We start from the raw sequence: 21,950 nt of genomic DNA, 5'->3' as shown, positions 1-21,950 counted from the left end.
AACATTACTTTTTACATATAATTAAAGATCAATTCTTTATTAAAATTGTGTTCACACTATAAACAGGAAGCCGTTTCTATTATAGAAAACTCTCATACAATATAGTGGACAAGTTATTCAATACTTCGTTCCAATTAAATATTAATAGGAGTGAGAATTAATTGCCTATCATTCAACCATTTATCGCATCTAGAAGATTCACATCTACACTGGGAGCTGGAACTGGAACTGGTGCAGCCTTTGCGGTTGCTGCCACAGCTTGTTTAAACGATGCGGGTACTACTGCAACTGCTTTTCCCATTTTCACGTATTACAACCTATATGTAAACGGTATTCTTCAGCCAAGCGTGAACTCCAGTGTTACTACTGGTCCTACTGGCGCTATTACAATTCTTGGAGGAGATGCATTAGACGGCGGAATTCCAATCACAATCGAATTTATCGTCACTTAATGTTAACGAATATAATTTAAAACAAAAAAGACAGATTCCTTTTCATTTAAGGATCTGTCTTTTTTAATTAATAATGATAAATTGCAAAATAATTGAAGATCCTTGCGATGGTGGTTGATTATCCAATAAAGTTAGTTTACCAGTACTAACTTCATAAAATGGTTGTGGTTGCAGAATTCCATTGATAAATAAATTAATATATGAAACCTCACTAGGTGCTAATATATTCGTTGTCCCATATTGAGCTATCCCATCTGAATCTGTATATATAAGTTTCTCTCCATCTGAAAAAGTGTAATATAACAAATTGGTTGTTGTTATGGGGCCAATAACCCCAGTTGCTCCTGTTGGCCCTGTTGCTCCTGTTAACCCCGTTTCTCCTGTTACTCCCGTTTCTCCTGTTGCGCCCGTTTCTCCTATTGCTCCTGTTGCTCCTGTCGTTCCCGTTGGCCCTGTACTTCCAGTTGGAACATAAATTGGTGGAAGAGTTGGAAATGTAGGTCCAATATTCTCAGGTCCTATCCTACCTTTATTCATTGATAATTTATCATTCCGCTTCAATTCAATACCTCATTCCACATGTTTTTAACTAACATACATTATTATGACTCTATTATTAAGGAATAATTTCATAACTATTCTTTTTTCTTTCAAAATGAATCATACATATAAACATTTCACCATTGTTATAACTACTATTAAACCCTTCCACCTTACTTCAGGCTCTACTTTCCCCCGTAATATAAACTTCAAATTATAATAATAATTTAATTACTAATTTAAATTCACGTAATACAAGTCCACTTCAATTATTCGGTATATTATCAATTGTTAATTGTCAGTTGTTCAATAGATGCCTCACTAACAATTATACGAATCGATTAAAAAATGATTCAATCTTTTTTTAAATAAACATTCTTAAATACTAAAGTGTTAAATATCACATCAACCACAAAGATAAGAACATTCCGATAATTAAACAACATCGATGAAGCTAATAAAAAATATATTGTACTATATTCATAGTAGAAACTATCTATACTAAATTTTCCGTATATACATTATCAATTTACACTCGCCCTTACCGATGTTACATTAAATATGAAGACAGTTTCTCCTTTACGAACCATCTCTCAATACGTATTTGAGAAACGTACTCCAATCCTATGCGCGAGAGCAATACTATGTTGGCACTCAAACGAGTGTCTTTTTTTTGTAATTTAACACAAAATAAAAACCACCTTGTATAGATGGTTTTATCTTTTCTATATATAAATGCACACTTATGTAGCTGGGTAATAAATTGTCATGCTTAATCGAGTCAAAGATTTCCCTAAATTATGATAAGAGTGTGATCTATTGGCCTTAAAACGAATTGAATCTCCACTATTTAATGTATATTGACAATTATTCACTTTTATTGTCAATTCACCTTCAAATACCGTTATAAATTCTTCTGCTCCTTCTTTGTGCCCTTCTGAACTTAGTTCCCCTTCTTTTTCTATTTCAACTGTATACATTTCAAAATGTCTATCATCTTGAAAAGGAAAAGAAGGATACACTTTATATTTTCCATTATCCTCAGACAATACTTGAACATCATCCCTTAAAATAACTTTTATATCAGGTTGTGGATTATTGATTAAAGAAGTAAAAGACACTTTCAATCCATTCGCAATTTTCCATATTGTTGTTAGTGTCGGGCTTGATTCTCCTCTTTCAATTTGTCCAATCATCGTTTTACTCACACCTGTTAATTGAGAAACCTTTTCTAAACTTAATTTTTCTTTTTCCCGTATTGTTTTTAAATTTTTCGCCAAAGTAAGTTGAATTTCTTCCATAAAAAAACCCCCACAATATATACAATATAACGACCGTTATGTATAATAAAAAGAACACGTTATATTGTCCTTTTCGATCATTATAACATACAAAAAATAATAAGGGGGTTTTGAAATGCCTATATTTTCTTTTTTATTATTTGTTTTTATAAGTAGCTTCACACCCGGTCCTAACAATTTTTTAGCTATGACATACGCCAATCAACACGGGTTAAAGAGGAGCATGCAATTTTGCTTTGGAGTAGCTTTTGGCTTTTTCATCCTCACTTCTTTATGTAGTTTCTTTAATGTAGTACTACTCAATATCTTACCAATAATCGAATTCCCTTTAAAAATTTTAGGTGTAACGTATATGTTATATTTAGCTTTTAAAATACTCACTAGTAAAGGCAGTACGAATCCCAGTGAAAAAGCTAATAAAAACTTATTTACAGTGGGGATTTCTCTTCAATTCATTAACCCTAAAGGGATATTATTCGGACTGACTGTAGTATCGACTTTCATACTCCCTTACTACAATTCATATTCAAGTTTTCTACTTTTTTCATTATTTCTAGGTGTAGTCGGTTTAATGAGTACATTTAGTTGGAGTTTATTTGGTTCAATATTCCAAAAACTCTTAATAAAACATAACCAATTATTTAACATCATTATGGCCGTTTTATTAGTTTTCAGTGCCATTTCAATCGTTATACACTAATTCGATGCTCCTTCTAATTTTAGATTTTTGTACTTTTTCATACCAATCTATTTTTCTCTAGTAGAACTTTGATGTAGGAATATTGCTGCACACAGATCCACCCTTATTTATTCTCGTATTACCAGCCTATAACCTTACATATCATTTCATTGAGCACCTGATGTTGGATCGGAAATAAAATATGGTAATCCATTTGAAAAATTTTCAATTCTAGATTATCTATCTTCTAGAACAAAGAACTTAAAAATCTACTTATAATAATACTGAAAAATACGGTATAATATAAATTACTGTTCTTTTGGAGGGTTATAATGGCTGATAAGTATAAAGTTTTCATTCTCATTGTTACCGCATTTTTTTCTTTCTTTTCTTTAATAAAAGATTTCCGCAACACTTCAAAAAGTTTCTTTTGGGGTAGTTTTGTAATTCTTACAAGCTTCATAATACTTTTAACACTCGCTTTAGATTTAACTCAAATACTCCTATATTCAACGCAGATAGCGCTTGAGATTATTACAATACCACGTAAACTATTTCTACCATCTGTCACTGAGGCCGCTAGTTTTTGCTAACAACTCGTGATTCTAAAAAAACACATAAATTACATACCTGAACAACTGTATATTCCACCCTTTTTGTAACTTAACTACGTTTAATCTGCATTTTTGCAACCTAAAACACTATTCATATGTTTTACCAGAGATTCAAGGTGATACTGTCAAAGCATTTAATGAAAGACTATTGGGTTTAGCAATGTTCGCAATCATTAAAAATGCGGTTTCTCTTTTCTAAAGAAACCGCACCACATGAATATTATTATTAAATTTTAAACTGACTCGTATACAATTCAAAGTAAAATCCTCTATCTTCCATAAGAGATTCATGATTTCCTCTTTCTAAAATACTTCCATCCTTTATGACAAGGATTTGATCCGCCTTTTCAATCGTTTTGAGTCGGTGAGCGATTACGAAACTCGTTCTACCTCTCATTAAATTATTTAATCCTGCTTGAATTTGCAATTCTGTTCTCGTATCAATATTAGATGTCGCTTCATCAAGAATTAGTATATCTGCATCTGCTAAAATTGCCCTTGCAATCGCAAGCAGTTGTTTTTGCCCTTGACTTAAATTCGCCCCTTCTGAAGCAATCTCTGTTTCATATTGTTTCGGTAAATGCTTAATAAAAGAATGTGCCGATGCAGCCTTTGCTGCATTGATTACTTCTTCATCACTTGCATTTAATCGTCCATAACGGATATTATCCATAATTGTCCCAGCAAATAAATACGTATCTTGTAAAACTACTCCTATTTTACTTCGTAAAGAATTGATATCATAATCTTTTATATCTTTTCCATCAATATGAATTTGCCCTTGCTGTATATCATAAAATCGAGTCAATAAATTTATGATTGTTGTTTTTCCCGATCCCGTTGGACCAACTAAAGCAATTGTCTCTCCAGGCTGTGCCTTAAGGCTCACTTCTTTTAAAATCTTTTTATTTTCCACATAACCAAACGAAACATTCTCAAGTTCAACATGCCCTTGTAAATTTTGTACAACGAATGCGTCTTTTTTATTTTGAATTTCTGGTACTTCATCCATAATTTCAAAGACACGTTCTCCTCCAGCAACTGCCGATTGAATCGTATTCATTAAAGTTGCAAATTGACTAAGTGGTCTTGAAAATTGTCGAGAATAATTAATAAAAGCTGCAATGACACCTACTGTTGTCATTCCGTTTAATACCATTACCGATCCAGTTCCAATTACAAGCCCCATTCCTAAGTTATTAATAAAGTTCATACTTGGAAAAATAAATGCTGAAAACGTTTCAGCCTTCGTTGCTGAAATTCTTAGCTGTTCGTTAATTTCATTAAAGTTATGTACGGTTTCTTTTTCTTTTCCGTATAACGTAGTTACGTCTGCACCTGTAATAGCTTCCTCGATAAATCCATTTAATTCCCCTAAATCCTTTTGACGCTTCGCAAAGTTTTTGCCACTATAAGCAACTAGTTTTTTTGTAACGAAAAACATAATAGGTACTGTAATTAAAGTTACAATCGCTAAAATCCAATCTAATGAAAACATCGCAATCGTTACACCTATAAATGTTAACGCTGATGAAATAATTTGTACAACACTTTGTGTCAAAGCTTGATTTAAGTTATCAATATCATTTGTCACACGGCTCATTAAATCACCTTGAGAACGTACATCAAAGAATCGTAGAGAAAGCGTTTGGATTTTCTCAAATATATCTTGTCGTATTTTTTGAATTGTCTTTAATGCAACATTAATCATGACAAACGTTTGTAACCACGTTAAAAGCACCGTTACACCGTAAATTGCAATAAGTAACATACACATTCTTGCCGTACCATTTAAATCTTTCGGTACAATATATTGATCTATAATTACTCCCATAAAATATGGACCTAATAACCCAAGTAATGTCGTAACAAATACTAGAAATATAACGAACATTAGAGCAACCTTTTCATACCCCATATAGTTCCAAATCCGCTTTACAGTTCCTTTAGTATTTTTAACTTTTCCACTCTTAGGTGCGTTACGTCCACCTTTATTAGCAAATTGCCCTTGAAAATTACGCATGTTCTTTCCCACCTTCTTTATGCAAATTACCACCTTGGGAAAGATAAATTTCCTGATATACCTCACATTGTTCTAACAGTTGTTCATGTGTGCCATCACCAACTAATTCACCATTATCTAATACGAGAATTTTATCAGCATCTATTATAGATGAGATTTTAGAAGCAATTAATAATGTCGTTGTTCCTTTATATTCCATTCTTAATGCCGATTGAATGTTGGCTTCTGATTTCGCATCAACTGCTGATGTAGAATCATCTAATATAAGAATGGATGGTTTTCTCACAAGCGCTCTCGCAATGGATACACGTTGTTTTTGTCCACCTGATAAATTCGTCGCACCTTGTGTTAAATTATAATGATACGATTCTTCCAACTTGTTTATAAACTCAGTCGCACACGCAGATGAAGTTGCTGTTTCCAATTCATCGTGTGTGGCATCTTCTTTACCATAACGCAAATTCTCTTCTATACTTCCTGAGAACAACAATGCCTTTTGAGGTACAAAACCTATTGAAGCACGCAATTTTTGTAAATCGAACATCTTAACATTTATTCCGTCAATACATATTTCACCTTGCTCAATATCATATAGGCGTGGTAACAGTTTAGCTAAAGTAGATTTACCACTTCCTGTAGAACCGATAATCCCTACTTTTTCACCTTTACGTATGCTGAATGAAATATCTTTTAAAACGTATTCATTATTTTTCGTATAACTATAACTAACATCTTTAAAATCAATATTCCCCTTGATTTGCTCAGGTTCAATTGCTTTAGCTTCGCTCATAATATCAACTTCAGTATTTAAAACTTGTTGTACACGATCCGCAGATGGAAAAGCTCGAGCAATTTGAATAAATACCATACTAATAGACATAAGTGCCATTAAAATGATATTCAAATAGTTAATAAATGCTAAAATCGCACCTACTTGAAGAGTTCCATTAAATACTTTTTCTCCACCAATCCATAGTGTTGCGACAATCCCACCACTTACAACTAGCATAATAATTGGCATCATTAAGGAAATAAGCTGCACAGCTCGAATATTTATCTTCGTTAAATTTGTATTAACATTTCCAAACTGAGAAATTTCATATTTTTGTCTTACATACGCTTTTATAACACGTACACCAGATAAATTTTCTTGTAACTTTGTATTCACTTTATCTAATGCTTCTTGCACATTTTTAAACGTTCCACTCGCTTTACTTGCAATTAAAATAATCGCCAGTAATAAAATTGGTACAACTACAAGTAATATTGGAAATAACTCTCTCGCTGTTATAAAAACAATAATTATACTTCCGATAAATAACAAAGGGCCACGAACGAGAACACGTAAAGTCATTGTCATCGCCGATTGAATTGATGTAATATCATTTGTCACAATCGTTAATAATTTTCCGGTTCCAAATGTATCCCGATTTTTACTAGAAAATGTTTCTATTTTCGTAAACACATTTTTTCGTATGTCCGTAGCGAAATTTACAGCTGCTTTTGTAGAATACATCATACATCCAAGTCCTCCAACTAACCCAAGTGCCGCTGCTCCTATCATTAGAAGACCCATTTTTATTACATAATTCAAATCCCTATTTGCAATCCCAACATCAATAATATGTTGCATAATAGTCGGTTGAATTAAGTCCATCGCAACCTCAAGTACCATAAATAGCGGTCCAATAATAGCGAAGAACATGTATGGTTTTAAATACTGTAATAACTTGCGAAATGATTTCATACATAATCTCCTTTTTTCCATGAAATTACCACTGAATAATTCATATCCCTCCTTATTTAAACCCTAAGGTTTGTAATTTCTTCTTTACTTTTATTATATTATGCAAATTAATATTTAACATTATTAAATGATAAGCATTAATGACTTTTCGGTCAATAAATGTGCTTTCTATTATGTAAATACAAAAACCGCATTCTTAATGAAAAGAATACGGTTTTTTATCTATATTTCTTCAATAAAAAAGCATGTAAATTAATATTTAAAACTCAGTTAATACCGGGAATTTATAACCTTTAAAATCTAATTCTTTATTACTTCGAACCATTAAATACTTACTAGTCTGTAATTCTGTATATTGTACATCATTAATTCCTAATTGATCTGGGTAAAAATAAAATTCAATCTCCGTAAACTCCCCAGGGATTTCCTCACATAATTCATCTAAAATCGGAATTACCGGCGCAAATACTCCAAATAATTTTAGTTTTTGATTTTCTACTGTAAAAATAATCAGCGCATCTAATTTCTCTGAATAATAAAGGTTTTCATTCCATGTTGAATCATACATATTTAAATAAAACGAAGAGCGGTAATTTAACGTTGAAAATTCATTAGAAAGCCTTTGGCCATTTTCAATAATCTCATATATTAATTGTCTATCCGCTTCATTATAAAAATCTAACTTTTTAAGTTGAGAATCTTTATTACTCTTGTTTTCGTATGATACTGTCATCAAATATTCTTGCACAATTTGAAAACCAAATGGTTTATATAGTTCCGGATTTTCAGTAAACAAGACCGCACACTCGCATTGCTCATCAATTTCCTCTATCATCTTACTAAACAATTGTTTCATTAATCCTCGTCTACGATAATTCGGATGTGTCATTACTGATTGAATACCCGCTGCATTTATTTTTTCACCATTAATTAAAAGCGGAAGTGAAAATGCCGCAACATTTGCAATCGCTTTATCATCTTGTAAAAATGATAATGCTTTATATGTATAATCCCAATACCCTTTCTCCGAAAAATCATTCAATGTTTGACTTGTAATCCCAAACACTTCTTCAAATAAAGGAAATAACTGTTCTCTTCTCGGTTCTTCTAATAGAAAGTTTGCAATTTTTTCAACATTCCCCATGTTGTCCCTCCATACGTCGATTCCATTATTTTAGATATACTTATATGACCTGCTCTCAAAAAATAGGCCTTTCAAATCAATATAGTATCATAAAACTTTTAAAAATGGTTTAATTTATTTTATGTTTTGATTATTAAAAAATAAGTCGAATAAACAAATATTAGGATTTTTGAATATTAATAAGTTTATTATATAAAAATAGTGCTTTCTAATTAGCTTTTACTAATAGAAATGCACCATTTATAAAAAAAAAATTTTATTCTTTCGCTCCTTCAAGCCTCTCCTTCGTATTAATTTCTTCTCCGCTCATACGCTTTTCAAATGTCTTTCTCCAACTAGTAGAAAGTGCATGTACTTCTAAAATTCTTTTTAATCCTTCAATATTTAGTTTTTCCTTATGCATGATACGATTAGCAAACGCTACTGTAATTCCTTTTGGATCAGACTCCAGCCGTTTTAACGTATCGACTGGTGATACCCACCCTTCTTTTAATACACGAAAATAAAACCCTGTATATCCTGTATCTTGAAAATATAATGGCAACTTTGGATTATTATATTTCTTCGCTAATTTAAAACAAGGCTGTCTTGGTTGCGTTATTTGTACAATCGCTTCTCCGAGCTCAAACGTATCACCGATACAAACATCCTCTTCACGCATACCGCTAACTGTTATATTTTCTCCGAACGCTCCATATTCAAGGTCTTGATTCAATGTTTCTTCCCAATAACTATAATGTTCACTCGAATACACACAAACCGCTTTATCCACACCACCATGATGAACTAAATCCGCCTGACCATCACCTTTAAATTTTAAAAATGATAAATATATTGGTTCCTTTGTTTTCGTTTTATTTATACCCGTATGAATTAATTTACCACCATACATAACTTCTTTTGGGAATCCTATATTTAGTGATAGTACCTCATATAATTTATTTATCATAATTACCTCTCTCACTTTCAGCACAATTTTTTAAAAGATTGATTTATTATTTCAAAACCTTTATCAATTTCTTCATTTGAAATGACAAGAGGCGGTAAAAAACGTAGTACATTATCAAATATTCCTGCCCCAATACTTATAAGCCCATTCTTCCAAAAATCTTCAATTAGCTTTACTGTTAGTTCTTTTGCAGGTTCTTTCGTTATGCGATTCGTTACAAGTTCCATTCCAACCATCGCACCGATTCCACGTACATCACCAATCACTTCGTACTTTAATTGCATTTGATGTAGATGTGACATTATTCTATTTCCAATTTGCTGAGCCCTTTCAACTAGATTTTCTTCTTCCATTATTTCAAATACAGCAAGACCGGCTGCACATGATAACGGACTCCCAGCAAAAGTTCCACCAATTTGTCCTCTCCCAGGAATGTCCATCAACTCCGCACGACCGACAATAGCACTTAATGGTAAACCGCCAGCAATTGATTTTGACAAAGTCATTATGTCAGGTTCTATATGAAAATGTTCCGTTGCAAACCATTTCCCTGTTCGGCCAAATCCAGTTTGCACTTCATCCATTATCATTAAAATACCGTATTGATTACAAATTTCTCGTAATCGTTTTACAAATGAAATAGAAGGAACAATAAACCCACCTTCTCCTTGTACTGGTTCCATTACGATTGCTGCTACTTGTTCAGGTGATACTTCTTCTAAAAACTTTTCAAACTGATAGATGACTTGAGAATCCACTTCTTCAGGAGAAACTCCTTCTTCAGCTCTGTAATAGTACGGATACGGCAATATATGCATGTCTGAAACGAACGGACCAAATCCTGCTTTATATGGATTTTCTTTGGTCGATAAAGACATTGTCATTAATGTTCTCCCATGAAATCCTCGTTCAAACGAAATTACTTTCCTCCTCCCTGTTACTTTACGTGCGATCTTTACAGCATTTTCAATCGCTTCCGCACCACTATTGGCAAACATCGTTTTTTTCTTGCTTGTACCTGGCACTTTCTCATTAATTTTCTCCGCTAAAGTAATATAATTTTCATATGGAGTTACATGAAAACAAGGATGTATAAATGATTCTGCTTGTTTTTGCACCGCTCTTACAACTTTCGGATGACAATGTCCAACATTTTGCATACCAATTCCACCAGCAAAATCAATAAACTGATTTCCATCTACATCTGTTATTATCGCTCCCCTTGCTTCTTTTACATATAAAGGCGTTAAATGATATATTCCTTTCGGTACAGCCTCCTCATACCTTTTTTGAAGTACTTGTGAATAACTGCCCGGTAATACACTAGATTTCAACAATTCTTCTTCACCTCATCTAATTTTTTAATCAATCCATTTCTGATAAAGTGATTATATATCCCATAAAACCATTGTTCAATTCAATTATTTATATAATAATGATAGGTATATCCTATGATTAAACTTGAGGTGATTTCAATCGAATTACGACAATTAGAATACTTTTTAGCTGTTTCGAAAGAATTACATTTTACAAAAGCAGCCGAGAAATTAAATATTTCACAACCTTCACTAAGCCAACAAATACGTGCATTAGAACATGAAGTAGGCATGCCACTTTTCGATCGAATTGGTAAAAAAATATCTTTAACTGAAGCAGGAAGAGTTTTATTATCGCACAGTAAAACAATCTTTCATGAAGTCGAACAAGCCCGTTCTGCTATCCAAGACTTAAATGGATTACAATACGGATCCTTAACAATCGGCTCATTGTTAACCGTTGTAAATTATTTACTACCGCCAACCCTTTTACATTTCAATAATCTTTATCCAAACATCGAGCTTTCTGTGTTAGGACTTCGTACAGGAGAAATTCGTGAAAAATTATTACAAAATGAATTAGATATTGGTATTACATTTCTCCCGGTGCAAGATAAAGAGATTGTTTCTATCCCACTATATAAAAGTGAACTTACATTAGTTATTCCAATCGGTCATCCTTTAAGTGAACGTGATCACGTGTCTATCAAAGAATTACAGAACTACCCTTTAATCCTTCTACCAAAAAACTTTTATTTAACAGAACTACTTACAACCTATTGTCAAAACTTTAGCTTTAAACCAAAACCAATTTTAGAAATTAGTACGATGGAATCTTTAATTCAAATGGTTTCAAAAGGTATGGGAATTACAGTGTTACCCAAGCCGTATATAGACTTTTTACAAAATGAAAACATTCAAGCTATTAAAATAAAAGATCCTACTCCAACTATAGATATAGGACTTATTTATAGGAAAGATAAATATATGTGCGCTGCCACTCGTGAATTTATTGAACAACTAAAAATAACAGTACATTCTTTACAAAACTAAACGAACAAAAGAGATTATTCTATAAAACCGTTTCATAACGACCTAGTAGAATAATCTCTTTTCATAATGAAATATAACATTACATATAAACTCGTATAAATTTTAGTGCACCTTTTTTGAGATTGGAATATACTTTGTAAAATACGCCCCCACTAGCAACAATACAATTGAGACTAGCCACGTAAAAACACCGCCAAAATGAAGCCAATATGCAAACAAATTTAAGATTGCAATTAAAAAACAACAAATAGAAGTTAATGAACTTTTTAACCCTTTTATCCCCGCTTTTTTTCTTTTTTGATAAGTAACATAAATTGAGATAACCAGAACAAAAATAATAACAATTGGTAATATACCTTCCAACAATGACATCCCCTCCAATATATTTCCACTCCATTTCATGTTACCATCTTATTCCTACGTACCTTTTTACCTTTTAGGAATCAAATCATTTTTCTCTTCTCTCCAAAAGTCAGCATAAGCTTTATTTGTAAAATTCACATTCACCTCAATAAACGGAAGACTTTCTCCTACTTTCAATGAATACCAATCATTTAAAAGTGGCGATCCGAAACAAATATTCATTGTACAATCCTGTAAATCAAATAATACAGAATGCAAAGTCCCAAACCATTCTTCATAATTATGTACAGTCAGCCCTACAGGATATTCTTCTTCTACTAATCCTTTTAAAGACTCCATGCTCAACTTTTCATTTCGATTTAAATGTTCATGTAAAATGTGATATCTCTTTGTAGACTGTTCTAATTTCCTATTATTTAATTTCTGAATAGATGAACTAACTGCATGGTTTGTTGATACGATAAAAGCTTGATTGTCATCATCAATCGTTGTTATGGATTTATATCCGTCAAATATTTCAATATGTGCTGCATTTAAAGGATCAGCTACAATAATATTAATATTACTTGCAATAGGCAGATCTTTTATTAACGATATAGCTTCCTTAACATTTTTACATTTCTCCAATAATACCCGGATTACCGCAAAACATTGTAATCCATTTACCTTTGGTTTTCTTAACCCTTCAATATTTCCTACCGGTTGGCCACATGCTGAAAATGTAACAGATAATCCATGCTCGTTCACTCCTTCTGTCCGGCCAAAGTATTGAGTAGAAAAACCACTATGTGCATACGCACCTTCAACATGCGTCGAACAAAAACGCATATCATCAATTTTTGGTGATAAATCATAATTTCTTAATACATATGTATGCTCTAAATCAGTTTTTTTAGGCAATACTGCACAATGACTACAACCTGCTTTTAATAGTGTTTGATAATAATACATCATATTTTTAAAAGGAATTTTTAACACTTCACAAAAGCCTTCAATTTCTTCATTTATTCCTGGACAATATTTATTTAGTATTTTTCTAGATTCTGTCCAATGGTTATCCAATATTAAATGTTCTTCCTGCATAAATTGTGGAATGAGGTACAGATGATTTTTTACAAATTCCCCTTGCTGCTTTCCAATTTCATAATGGCTTCCTTTTAATGATGAAAAATACCCTTTTACTTTATACATTATAATTCCCCCTCACAATGAATATATCCATATCATACCAAATGAACTTTATTCATTCTTGATGTTTTTCACTATCTTCCCTTCACATCATCCCTTTTGAAAAATCTCAACTAATAATTATTTGCTAGCTAATTAAAACCTTGTTAATATTACCGTAATAGCAGATTTCCGTAATAAATTAGTTTGATATCAAATGAGCAACACACTCTATTGAACCCATTTATAAGCAATCATCTAGTTCATGAAATTAAGAAACTTACTTATCAGAACAAAAGGAGAATATATTTATGAGTAATTGCAAACCAATTGATGAATTAACTATTGAGGACCTAAAACAAAACCCAATATGGGAATGGGCAATAGATGAAGAAGAAAACGAAGAACATGATGAAACATGGGTGAAACCAGCGGCAACTTCTAATTTTACAGAAGAGTTAAACGGCTCAATAGTACTAGGCAAATTACTCTTACATAATGGCGAGAAATTCTCTATGATGTGTGAAATTAATATTGAAAATGACGAGGTATTCCTTAGTTCTGTTGTTTATTATAACGAAATAGAAGATGAGTATATTGCTATAGAAGATGTAGTAAAAAAACTTGAACTACCTTTAACAATTCATATAAATCTTACTATTAATGAAGAACCTACAACTTTAATATTTTCTGCGAATAAAGTGGATATTTATAAAAATACTATAAAAACTAATTTATATTAAATTCTCACTAAAATAAGAACTAGGATACTTTTATAATCATTAGTTTCCTAGTTCTTATAATACATGTGTATTTCTATACTAAATAATCTCCTTTTCCACCAACGTCTCTGCGATTTGAACTGAATTCCAAGCCGCACCTTTTAATAAATTATCGGAAACGATCCAAAGATGGAATCCGTTTGGCATATCAGGATCCTTTCTAATTCTCCCGACAAATGTATCTATTTTCCCTTCTGCATATAATGGCATTGGATACAGCTGTTCACTAGGATTATCTTGTAATATAACACCTGGTGCATTCAGCAGCACTTCTCTAATTTCTGCAACAGTTGCTTCTTTTTCAAGTTCAATATAAACCGATTCTGAATGTCCTGATGCAACTGGAACACGCACACAAGTAGCTGCCATTTTCAAGTTTTGGTCTCCAAAAATTTTCTTCGTTTCTTGAATCATTTTTACTTCTTCAAATGTGAAATCATTATCTGTGAATATATCTACTTGTGGTAGTACATTAAACGCAATTGGATAATGTTTTTTATCTTTCTTCACTGGTAATATAGTACTCTTAAACTTTTCACCTGCAAGCATTGATTTAGCCTGTTCTTTTAATTCATGAATCGCATGGATTCCTGAGCCTGATACAGCTTGATACGTTGAAACGATAATTCGTTCTATACCAAATGATTTTCGTATTGGCTGAAGAGCTGTTACCATCTGTAATGCTGAACAATTCGGAACTGCAATAATACCGTTATGTTCCTTTAATGTGTTCGCATTTACTTCTGGAACAACGAGAGGTACACCATGTGCCATTCGGTATTCACTTGTATTATCAATTACGACTGCGCCACTAGAGACTGCGTGATTGGCAAATTGTCTAGAAACTTCTCCCCCAGCGCTAAAAAAGGCAATATCTACACCTTCAAAACTAGTTGTTTTTGCCTCTTGTATAATTATCTCTCGTCCTTTAAATTGCACTACCTTACCAGCGGACCGTTTTGACGAAAGTAATGTAACTTCAGCTATATTAAACTTTGTTTCTTGTTCTAACAGTTCAATGATTTTCTGCCCTACTGCACCTGTAGCCCCAACAACAGCTACATGATAGCCCTTTTCAATCATCTTTTCTCCTCCAATATCGCTTGAATAAATTTCTTCACAACTTCATTCTAAAAGAAATTTATTCATTTGAAAAATTGAAATACATGATATAATCATTCACAAATCATGATAATAAAAGAGGTATCATTTATGGAAATGAGACATGTTAAAACATTTTGTGCCATTGTTAAGCACAGCGGTTTTTCCAAAGCTGCTCATGCGTTAGGTTATGCCCAATCTACTGTAACAACGCATATGAAAGCATTAGAGAATGATTTAAACATTCCTCTTTTCGATCGATTAGGCAAAAAAGTACTTCTTACAAAAGCGGGTCATCAATTTCATCCGTATGCATTAGAATTACTTGCTATTTATGAAAAAGCGCAAGAAATCCCTCAAAATAGTGATGATTTAGAGGGAACATTAACGATTACATCTAACGAATCATTAGCAGTGTACCGGTTACCACAATTATTACGTACTTACAAACAAGAAAATCCGAAAGTGAATATCGTTCTTGAAACAAATACAAACGAGCAAGCAATGAAAAAGCTACGTGAAGGAGAAAGCGATGTTATCTTCCTAATTGGAGAAAGTATAGAACATAATGATTTGATTACACGTACTTTTAGTAATGAAACATTTGGATGGATTTTACCGGCTTATTCCTCTGCACACGCAAATCCATTCCAGTTATTACAGGACACCCAGTTTATTTTTACAGAACAAAGCTGTGGCTATAGACCGATGGTAGATCGTTTTTTACATCAAAGCGGGAATATTCCAGATAAAACATTTGAAACTTCCAATGTTGAAGTAATTAAACAATCCGTTATGTGTGAGTTAGGCATTTCAATTCTTCCTTATATTGTTGTACAAGAAAGTTGTCAAAAAGAACAACTATGTTTTCAGCCTATCGAAACTCCAGCCGTTATTCAAAGTCATGTAATCTATCATAAATCTAGATGGATCTCCCCGGTACTACAGTCGTTTCTTTCCTTACTAGAGCGAGACTAAAAATATTAAAAAAGTGCATACAAAAAAGAGTAACTGCCTAAAAAGCACTTACTCTCTTTCATTGCTAAGTATATTATTTATTAGCCTGTCCCCCACCTGCAATTAATTTGCTACCCGAATATGTACCTTTTTGCATAAACACTTGATTAATTAATTCTTTTTGTTCTGCTTCTGACATTATTCCTTTCCCTTCTCCTAAGTTCCCACTTTGCAATTTCCAAATCTTATTGTGATCCGCATCGACTTTTTCATATTTTCCTTGTTTCCATCGTTCTAAAATGTCAACATATGTACTTCCCTGTACAAGATCATTGCTCTTTACAATATCAATTAAACTTTCAATACGTTCTTGTGTGATAAAAATATAGCCCCACTTTTGATCGGCTTTCGTTTTTTGATGTGCCATTTCATGTAATGCTGTCTGTATGTGCTCATCTGTCCATTTAAAATTTTTATTAAAACCGCTATTTGGTAATGAATGATTGCCATTTTCTAAAAGCTTCGCCTCTTCTGCTTTTACATTAATATCAGCTAACACTTCTATTGCGGGAGCTGCTGGTGTTGTCTTTTTCGCAGCTGGTTTACTATTATTTAAATAATACAGCATACCATATGTTAAACCTACTCCAATTACTGCCATACCAGCTATAATACCGATTATTTTAAATAGTGTTTTCATCTCGCTTGTTTCCTCCCAAATATCCCTTTTCATAATTTCTATCTATTAAAAGCAGGTGTAGCATATTTTTTTCATACTAATTAATATAAATATAACTATTACTTTCCAAAAATGTAGCAACGCCATCTTCATCGTTACTTTTCGCAATAAATTTAGCAACTGATTTTAATTCCTCAACAGCATTACTCATCGCTACACCAATCCCACACTTCTCTATCATTTCCATATCATTGTAGTCATCTCCAAATGCAATCACTTCAGATGCGTCTCGATTTAGATGCTGTAGAACATGTTGAATGCTATTCCACTTCGAAACTTCTGCATGCATGATTTGACACAATGTTCCGTCATCTGTAATGACTGCATTGCACTCAATAGGCAATTCTTTAGTGAAATCCTCATTTATTGGTCCTTTCGTACAAACTATTACTTTCGAAGCTTTTTCAAAGTTCAACTCTCTAATATCCATAACTTCACACAGTACATTACCGAAATAATCAGTAACATCAAAATTTGAGTACAGTTTATCATTTATTTCAAGGCAAATCTGATGGAGATTATATTTTTTTGCTATTTCTATAATCTCTAAAACGTTATTTTTAGAAACTTTCATTTCATATAAAATATCATTACCTTTAAGAACAAGCGCTCCGTTATAACAAATAATAATCTCATTCTTTAACACGTTGGGAATATATTGGTTTATAGCTCTTGGAGGCCTTGCCGTAGCAAAAATTAGTTCGTCTCCATTATTTTTGCACTCCCTTAAAATATTAATAGATTTCTCTGAAATTGTTTTATCACTTCTTAATAAAGTCCCATCAAGATCTGAAATTATAATCTTTTTCATGTTTTCATTTATTCCCCCTTCAAAAATTATACTTGATACAATAAATACTAGTTGAACTAATCTACCTTATACAGGCGATTGATCTCCCACCTAACTTCTTTATCCCAGCTTGATTTTGAACCTTACTACCAGTTACCGTAAATACTAGATAACTCTATTACATGATTACTATTTCCTAAATCATATGTATATTTCCTTATATTGTATTTCTTTTCTTTGTAAATTGAAAGATTATTCTGTCTAAAAATACCTTCTTTTTCAAATGCAAATTCTACTTTAAGCATTTCATTTTAAGTTTATAAAAATAAATGTTAGCCTAATATTTAAAGGAGATGAATAAATATGAGTTTATTGTATAACGGTTTAACATTTTTAAACTTTGATGATACGTATTTATTACAAGATAAACTACATTCTTATTCTCATGAAGATATTGATTTTACTCATTTAGAGCACTCAAATCTGTATTGTGAAAACCCTTCTTTAATGCATATAAAAAGGAATTACTTTTATTGGTTCTGGAAATTATCATTATGTATCTTATTTATTACTAGAAGAAATTAAAAAATCATTTAGCCTTATACTATTTGACCATCATACTGATATGAACTTAAAAGGAATGAATAAACAAACTCTTATTTCCTGTGGGTCATGGGTATCGTTTGCTCTTCAAAATAATCATAAATTAAAGAAAGTAATTATTATTGGTCCTTCTTCTTTAACAATTCACTCTAATGATTGTTCATGCGTAGAAGTTTTCCCGATAGACATATCCCATGAAATATCCGTATATACACTCCTTTCACATATTCATACAGAAATAATACATGTAAGTGTTGATAAAGACGTTTTAGATCCAAAAGTAACTATTACAAATTGGGATCAAGGACATATGAAACTACCTAAACTTTTAAAATCTATTCATACTCTCATTATGAATAAATCTGTTTATGGAATTGATATTTGTGGTGAACTACCAGTTTATCCTTCTCAACTTTTCTTACCTAAATATACAAACGCTATTAAAAAAAATGAAACAGCAAACTTACAAATTTTAAAAATAATATATAATTCGAATTTTACATATGCATAAAAAACAACGAGTGCCATTTATGACACTCGTTGTTTTCATACTATGCACGATGTTCTTGTAACCACTCCATAATTGCATCTAACCTCGAAACATCAAAACGTCTATCTTCACATACGTTTAAGCTGTTTAAACTTTTCACAATTTCTAATTCATTCGACTTTATACTTTTTGCTTCAATCAATTTACAGTACCCGTCTGTGACGGTATTTAAATTTTCATAATAACGCCGCAACGGTTTTGATATATGTAAATGTTTTTCAAAGTTTCTTCTGCTTCTCGTCTCATCAAATTCTTTCCGTTTTCTAAGTTCTTCATCATTCGTGTACAAATAAAAATATTGATCTGGAAAACCAATTTCCCTATTTATCAACTTTTCTTTATAAAAATTTTCTATTAAAGATAATGGTTGATTAAATATATCAAAATGAAAACACCAATTATAACTAAGTGGCTAATATATATATCCATCAAGTATTACTAATTCATATTGCTGCGACTTTTCCACTGCTATATTCCAGCGCTCTACTTGTTTTTCAAAATACCATGTTCTATGTTCATTTTTTGGTCTTTCAAATAAAAAATTCACTTCAGGTATAATGAATGCTCCATAATTGTTTTCTAGTTCACGACATGTTGTGCTTTTCCCAACAGCACTCGCTCCCTCAAACGCTATAATCCCCATAGTTTCCCCCACTTTTATTAACTAAAATCTCGTTGTTTCGCTCTTCTCCCCCATAACTGTCTCCATGAAACAATTGAAGCGATAGAAAGCATTATTGTTGTAATAATACTACCTTCAATCCCAAATGAGCCTCCATGAAGGACTTCATTGCCATTTGTTACAGGTTTAAATAGCGGTGTTGAATATATCGTCATTCCACTAATAGCAAAGCCATAGACGTTATATTGTGCCCAATTCCAAATGGAATGCCATGCACAAATCCCCCAAAGACTACTGTCCTTTAGAACGTAAAAAGCTGCAAATACACCAACTAATATTATATTCGATATTGAAAGAATTGTAATTCCTGGATTAAGCAAATGAAGAAAACCAAATAAAAAGGACGTCACAACAATCCCAATCCATATACGACTTCTAACAGAAAGAACTGGGAATAACCAACCTCGTACAACAATTTCTTCAGTGGCCCCTTGTATTAAAAATGCGACTAAAGACCCTGCAATACCAAATATAGCTGTCATCGTAATTTCTTGCATTTGTAGTTTTACATTTCCTGTTAATACGAGTAAAATTACTGGTATCGAAATGAAAATAAACCCTAATAGTGCCCCTCTCAAATACTTTCTCATCCATTGCTCATTCCAAAAACCAATGGATGAAAATGATCTTTTCTCAACAAATTTAATCCATAAAAACACAAAAAATATAGCCCCGCCAAACGTTAAAATCATCTCAATATTGTTATACATTGCCTTCATAAAGGTTGTTTCTGTTTTCGGTAAAAACAGCATAAATAACATAAATAATTCACCTAAAGTTAAAAATACAATAGCAAGTATAACAGCAAAAACAGGGTGAACTTTCCTTCTTCCGTCTTTTGCTGCTTCGATTATTTTAAATTGTTTATTTTGCAATATTCATCCTCCTAATTTTTGTAATCATCTGTATTCTTAAAATATATATCATTTCCCTTAAACATACTATTTTATATAAATGATTTCTGTTTGGAATACATTCAGATTAGGAATAATATATAAATAAAAAAGATGTCTTTGCGCCTTTTACCATTATCGCCCAAATTACTCACTGGTATTACCAGCACTTGCTATTTCCCACCATTTGTTGTAAGATAGTAATTAAGGTCAATTTAACATTATATTTTCTTTGCATATTATCAAGTATCAATCAGGAACATATTGTACTCCTTATGGATTTTTGATAATATGTGAACTTTTATTTTCAATCAAATAAGGCCGATCATATTGTAATCTTTTTAAATTTTAGGAGGCACTACCATGACATTAACAGGTAAAGTAAAATGGTTTAACAGCGAAAAAGGTTTCGGTTTCATCGAGGTTGCAGACGGTAGCGACGTATTCGTTCACTTCTCAGCTATCACTGGCGACGGCTTCAAGTCTCTTGACGAAGGTCAAGAAGTTAGCTTCGAAGTTGAAGACGGTAACCGTGGACCTCAAGCTAAAAACGTTGTAAAGCTATAATTCAAACAATAAAAAGGTTGTTACCAGCTAGGTTAACAACCTTTTTAATATATAACTAAAAATTTTTACATAAAAGGAGTGGTTACATGTATCGCAATCGAAAGAACGATGTAGCAGAAGTACCACCAGAACAAACCCCTGTTTGGGAATGTGAATCAGAGGATTGTTTAGGATGGATGAGAAAGAACTTTTCATTTGAAGAAGAGCCTAAATGCCCTTTATGTAAAAGTAGTATGAAAAGCGGAGAACGTTTATTACCTAAAATAGGTTGATTTTTACAAGCCCCTCTTATTTTAAATAAGAGGGGCTTTTTATTAATAATGAATATCCTCTACATCTGTTCGTACAATAGAATACATTAATGCATCGTGTTGCTTATTTCCTTGATGAATATATCCACGTAACAGCCCTTCTTGTTGAAAACCTAATTTAGATAACATATTACACGAAGTTATATTTTCAGGATATGTAATAGCTCCAATTCTAAATAATCCTAAATCTCGAAATCCATAAGTAATAATTTCTCGAGCAGCTTCAGAAGCATAACCCTTCCCCCAATAACGAGGATGCAAATCATATCCAATCTCTGAGCGTTTACTCCAAAGTTGTAAATTATTTAATCCAATTGTTCCTACTAAAGTATTTGTGTCTTTTAATACAATGCCCCAACGCATTGCCTTTTTCTCAAAGTAATTTTTCGAAAAAGATTCAATCATACGTGAAGCTTGTCCAAACTCAGTAAAAGAATTCATACCGTAATAACACGTTACCTCATCCAATGAGAATATTTCATATATTTTTTGACAATAAGATTGTTCTATTTCAACTAAGCGCAAGCGTTCCGTTTCTAATATAGGAAATGCCATAACCATAGGATCACTCCTTTCTCTCTACTAATTTATTATAGCAGAAAAAGTATTTATAATTAGGAAAGTCCT

22 protein-coding genes and 3 pseudogenes are annotated in these 21,950 nt (G+C 32.2%); 10 read left to right on the top strand and 15 right to left on the bottom strand.

Annotation, left to right across the window (positions count from 1 at the left end):
- The first annotated feature begins 161 nt into the window (after positions 1-161).
- Positions 162-452 carry a DUF4183 domain-containing protein gene (locus KPL75_RS25965; protein ID WP_219918400.1) on the top strand — a complete coding sequence of 97 codons (291 nt, stop codon included), beginning with the start codon at positions 162-164 and terminating at the stop codon, positions 450-452.
- 63 nt (positions 453-515) lie between these two features.
- Here the strand turns inward: KPL75_RS25965 and KPL75_RS27750 are convergent, their stop codons facing one another.
- Positions 516-1,013 (bottom strand): DUF4183 domain-containing protein, encoded by a 498-nt coding sequence (locus tag KPL75_RS27750; RefSeq protein WP_219918399.1) that lies wholly within the window; start codon positions 1,011-1,013, stop codon positions 516-518.
- Positions 1,014-1,144: 131 nt separating this feature from the next.
- Here KPL75_RS27750 and KPL75_RS27585 point away from each other — a divergent pair.
- Positions 1,145-1,337 (top strand): annotated as a pseudogene (locus tag KPL75_RS27585) (collagen-like triple helix repeat-containing protein); the annotation flags it as partial.
- A 398-nt stretch (positions 1,338-1,735) separates the two neighbouring features.
- Here the strand turns inward: KPL75_RS27585 and KPL75_RS25955 are convergent.
- A complete protein-coding gene (locus KPL75_RS25955) occupies positions 1,736-2,293 on the bottom strand; it encodes a helix-turn-helix domain-containing protein (protein ID WP_219918398.1) in 558 nt (185 codons plus the stop codon).
- Positions 2,294-2,408: 115 nt separating this feature from the next.
- Between KPL75_RS25955 and KPL75_RS25950 the strand changes: the two genes are divergently transcribed.
- A complete protein-coding gene (locus KPL75_RS25950; RefSeq protein WP_002148002.1) occupies positions 2,409-2,993 on the top strand; it encodes a LysE family translocator in 585 nt (194 codons plus the stop codon).
- Positions 2,994-3,304: 311 nt separating this feature from the next.
- Positions 3,305-3,565, top strand: coding sequence for a hypothetical protein (locus KPL75_RS25945; RefSeq protein ID WP_000774136.1), 261 nt, complete (start codon positions 3,305-3,307; stop codon positions 3,563-3,565).
- Positions 3,566-3,812: 247 nt separating this feature from the next.
- On the opposite strand, the gene KPL75_RS25940 is transcribed toward KPL75_RS25945, so the two are convergent.
- The 5 genes from KPL75_RS25940 to gabT all read right to left on the bottom strand — a co-directional run bounded on the left by KPL75_RS25940 (position 3,813) and on the right by gabT (position 10,786).
- Entirely contained in the window at positions 3,813-5,609 is a 1,797-nt protein-coding gene (locus KPL75_RS25940) for an ABC transporter ATP-binding protein (protein WP_219918397.1), read from the bottom strand.
- Positions 5,602-7,356 (bottom strand): ABC transporter ATP-binding protein, encoded by a 1,755-nt coding sequence (locus tag KPL75_RS25935; RefSeq protein WP_219918396.1) that lies wholly within the window; start codon positions 7,354-7,356, stop codon positions 5,602-5,604. Before KPL75_RS25935 ends, KPL75_RS25940 begins: the two co-directional genes overlap by 8 nt.
- A gap of 259 nt (positions 7,357-7,615) precedes the next feature.
- Positions 7,616-8,500, bottom strand: coding sequence for a GNAT family N-acetyltransferase (locus KPL75_RS25930; protein ID WP_219918395.1), 885 nt, complete (start codon positions 8,498-8,500; stop codon positions 7,616-7,618).
- A gap of 256 nt (positions 8,501-8,756) precedes the next feature.
- Positions 8,757-9,449 (bottom strand): MOSC domain-containing protein, encoded by a 693-nt coding sequence (locus tag KPL75_RS25925; protein ID WP_219918394.1) that lies wholly within the window; start codon positions 9,447-9,449, stop codon positions 8,757-8,759.
- Positions 9,450-9,466: 17 nt separating this feature from the next.
- A complete protein-coding gene (gene gabT / locus KPL75_RS25920; RefSeq protein WP_219918393.1) occupies positions 9,467-10,786 on the bottom strand; it encodes a 4-aminobutyrate--2-oxoglutarate transaminase in 1,320 nt (439 codons plus the stop codon).
- A gap of 129 nt (positions 10,787-10,915) precedes the next feature.
- Between gabT and KPL75_RS25915 the strand changes: the two genes are divergently transcribed.
- Complete coding sequence (locus tag KPL75_RS25915; protein ID WP_219921164.1) at positions 10,916-11,818, top strand: LysR family transcriptional regulator; 903 nt, start codon at positions 10,916-10,918, stop codon at positions 11,816-11,818.
- A 102-nt stretch (positions 11,819-11,920) separates the two neighbouring features.
- Here the strand turns inward: KPL75_RS25915 and KPL75_RS25910 are convergent, their stop codons facing one another.
- Both KPL75_RS25910 and KPL75_RS25905 read right to left on the bottom strand, forming a co-directional pair.
- Entirely contained in the window at positions 11,921-12,184 is a 264-nt protein-coding gene (locus KPL75_RS25910) for a hypothetical protein (protein ID WP_219918392.1), read from the bottom strand.
- A 63-nt stretch (positions 12,185-12,247) separates the two neighbouring features.
- Positions 12,248-13,372 carry a C45 family autoproteolytic acyltransferase/hydrolase gene (locus tag KPL75_RS25905; protein WP_219918391.1) on the bottom strand — a complete coding sequence of 375 codons (1,125 nt, stop codon included), beginning with the start codon at positions 13,370-13,372 and terminating at the stop codon, positions 12,248-12,250.
- Between the two features lie 287 nt (positions 13,373-13,659).
- Here KPL75_RS25905 and KPL75_RS25900 point away from each other — a divergent pair, with 287 nt between their 5' ends.
- Positions 13,660-14,091: a hypothetical protein gene (locus KPL75_RS25900; RefSeq protein WP_219918390.1), complete on the top strand. Its 432-nt coding sequence runs from the start codon at positions 13,660-13,662 to the stop codon at positions 14,089-14,091.
- 78 nt (positions 14,092-14,169) lie between these two features.
- Here the strand turns inward: KPL75_RS25900 and KPL75_RS25895 are convergent, their stop codons facing one another.
- Entirely contained in the window at positions 14,170-15,213 is a 1,044-nt protein-coding gene (locus KPL75_RS25895; RefSeq protein ID WP_219918389.1) for an aspartate-semialdehyde dehydrogenase, read from the bottom strand.
- A gap of 129 nt (positions 15,214-15,342) precedes the next feature.
- Here KPL75_RS25895 and KPL75_RS25890 point away from each other — a divergent pair, with 129 nt between their 5' ends.
- A complete protein-coding gene (locus KPL75_RS25890) occupies positions 15,343-16,209 on the top strand; it encodes a LysR family transcriptional regulator (protein WP_219918388.1) in 867 nt (288 codons plus the stop codon).
- 73 nt (positions 16,210-16,282) lie between these two features.
- Here the strand turns inward: KPL75_RS25890 and KPL75_RS25885 are convergent, their stop codons facing one another.
- Together KPL75_RS25885 and KPL75_RS25880 are read right to left on the bottom strand one after the other, a co-directional pair.
- The gene (locus KPL75_RS25885) at positions 16,283-16,888 is read right to left on the bottom strand and encodes a PRK06770 family protein (RefSeq protein ID WP_002148017.1); all 606 of its coding nucleotides are present in this window, start codon (positions 16,886-16,888) and stop codon (positions 16,283-16,285) included.
- A 76-nt stretch (positions 16,889-16,964) separates the two neighbouring features.
- On the bottom strand, positions 16,965-17,738 hold the full coding sequence (locus KPL75_RS25880; protein WP_219918387.1) for an HAD family hydrolase: 774 nt from the start codon (positions 17,736-17,738) through the stop codon (positions 16,965-16,967).
- A 342-nt stretch (positions 17,739-18,080) separates the two neighbouring features.
- Here KPL75_RS25880 and KPL75_RS25875 point away from each other — a divergent pair.
- A pseudogene (locus KPL75_RS25875) lies at positions 18,081-18,831 on the top strand (arginase family protein).
- Between the two features lie 40 nt (positions 18,832-18,871).
- Here KPL75_RS25875 and KPL75_RS25870 read toward each other — a convergent pair.
- Both KPL75_RS25870 and KPL75_RS25865 read right to left on the bottom strand, forming a co-directional pair.
- Positions 18,872-19,513, bottom strand: a pseudogene (locus KPL75_RS25870) (chloramphenicol acetyltransferase).
- A 17-nt stretch (positions 19,514-19,530) separates the two neighbouring features.
- Entirely contained in the window at positions 19,531-20,427 is an 897-nt protein-coding gene (locus tag KPL75_RS25865; protein ID WP_219918386.1) for a CPBP family intramembrane glutamic endopeptidase, read from the bottom strand.
- Positions 20,428-20,808: 381 nt separating this feature from the next.
- On the opposite strand from KPL75_RS25865, the gene cspD reads away from it, so the two are divergent.
- Complete coding sequence (gene cspD, locus KPL75_RS25860) at positions 20,809-21,012, top strand: cold-shock protein CspD (RefSeq protein ID WP_002012849.1); 204 nt, start codon at positions 20,809-20,811, stop codon at positions 21,010-21,012.
- A gap of 86 nt (positions 21,013-21,098) precedes the next feature.
- Positions 21,099-21,284, top strand: coding sequence for a cold-shock protein (locus KPL75_RS25855; RefSeq protein WP_000286202.1), 186 nt, complete (start codon positions 21,099-21,101; stop codon positions 21,282-21,284).
- Positions 21,285-21,326: 42 nt separating this feature from the next.
- On the opposite strand, the gene KPL75_RS25850 is transcribed toward KPL75_RS25855, so the two are convergent.
- On the bottom strand, positions 21,327-21,878 hold the full coding sequence (locus tag KPL75_RS25850) for a GNAT family N-acetyltransferase (protein ID WP_033718163.1): 552 nt from the start codon (positions 21,876-21,878) through the stop codon (positions 21,327-21,329).
- Positions 21,879-21,950: the final 72 nt, after the last annotated feature.

It is taken from the genome of Bacillus sp. NP247 (genome assembly GCF_018966865.1).
In the GTDB taxonomy this organism is placed as follows: domain Bacteria; phylum Bacillota; class Bacilli; order Bacillales; family Bacillaceae_G; genus Bacillus_A.
Note: the sequence above shows the minus strand (reverse complement) of the source record. Positions and strands in the feature narration are given on the sequence as shown.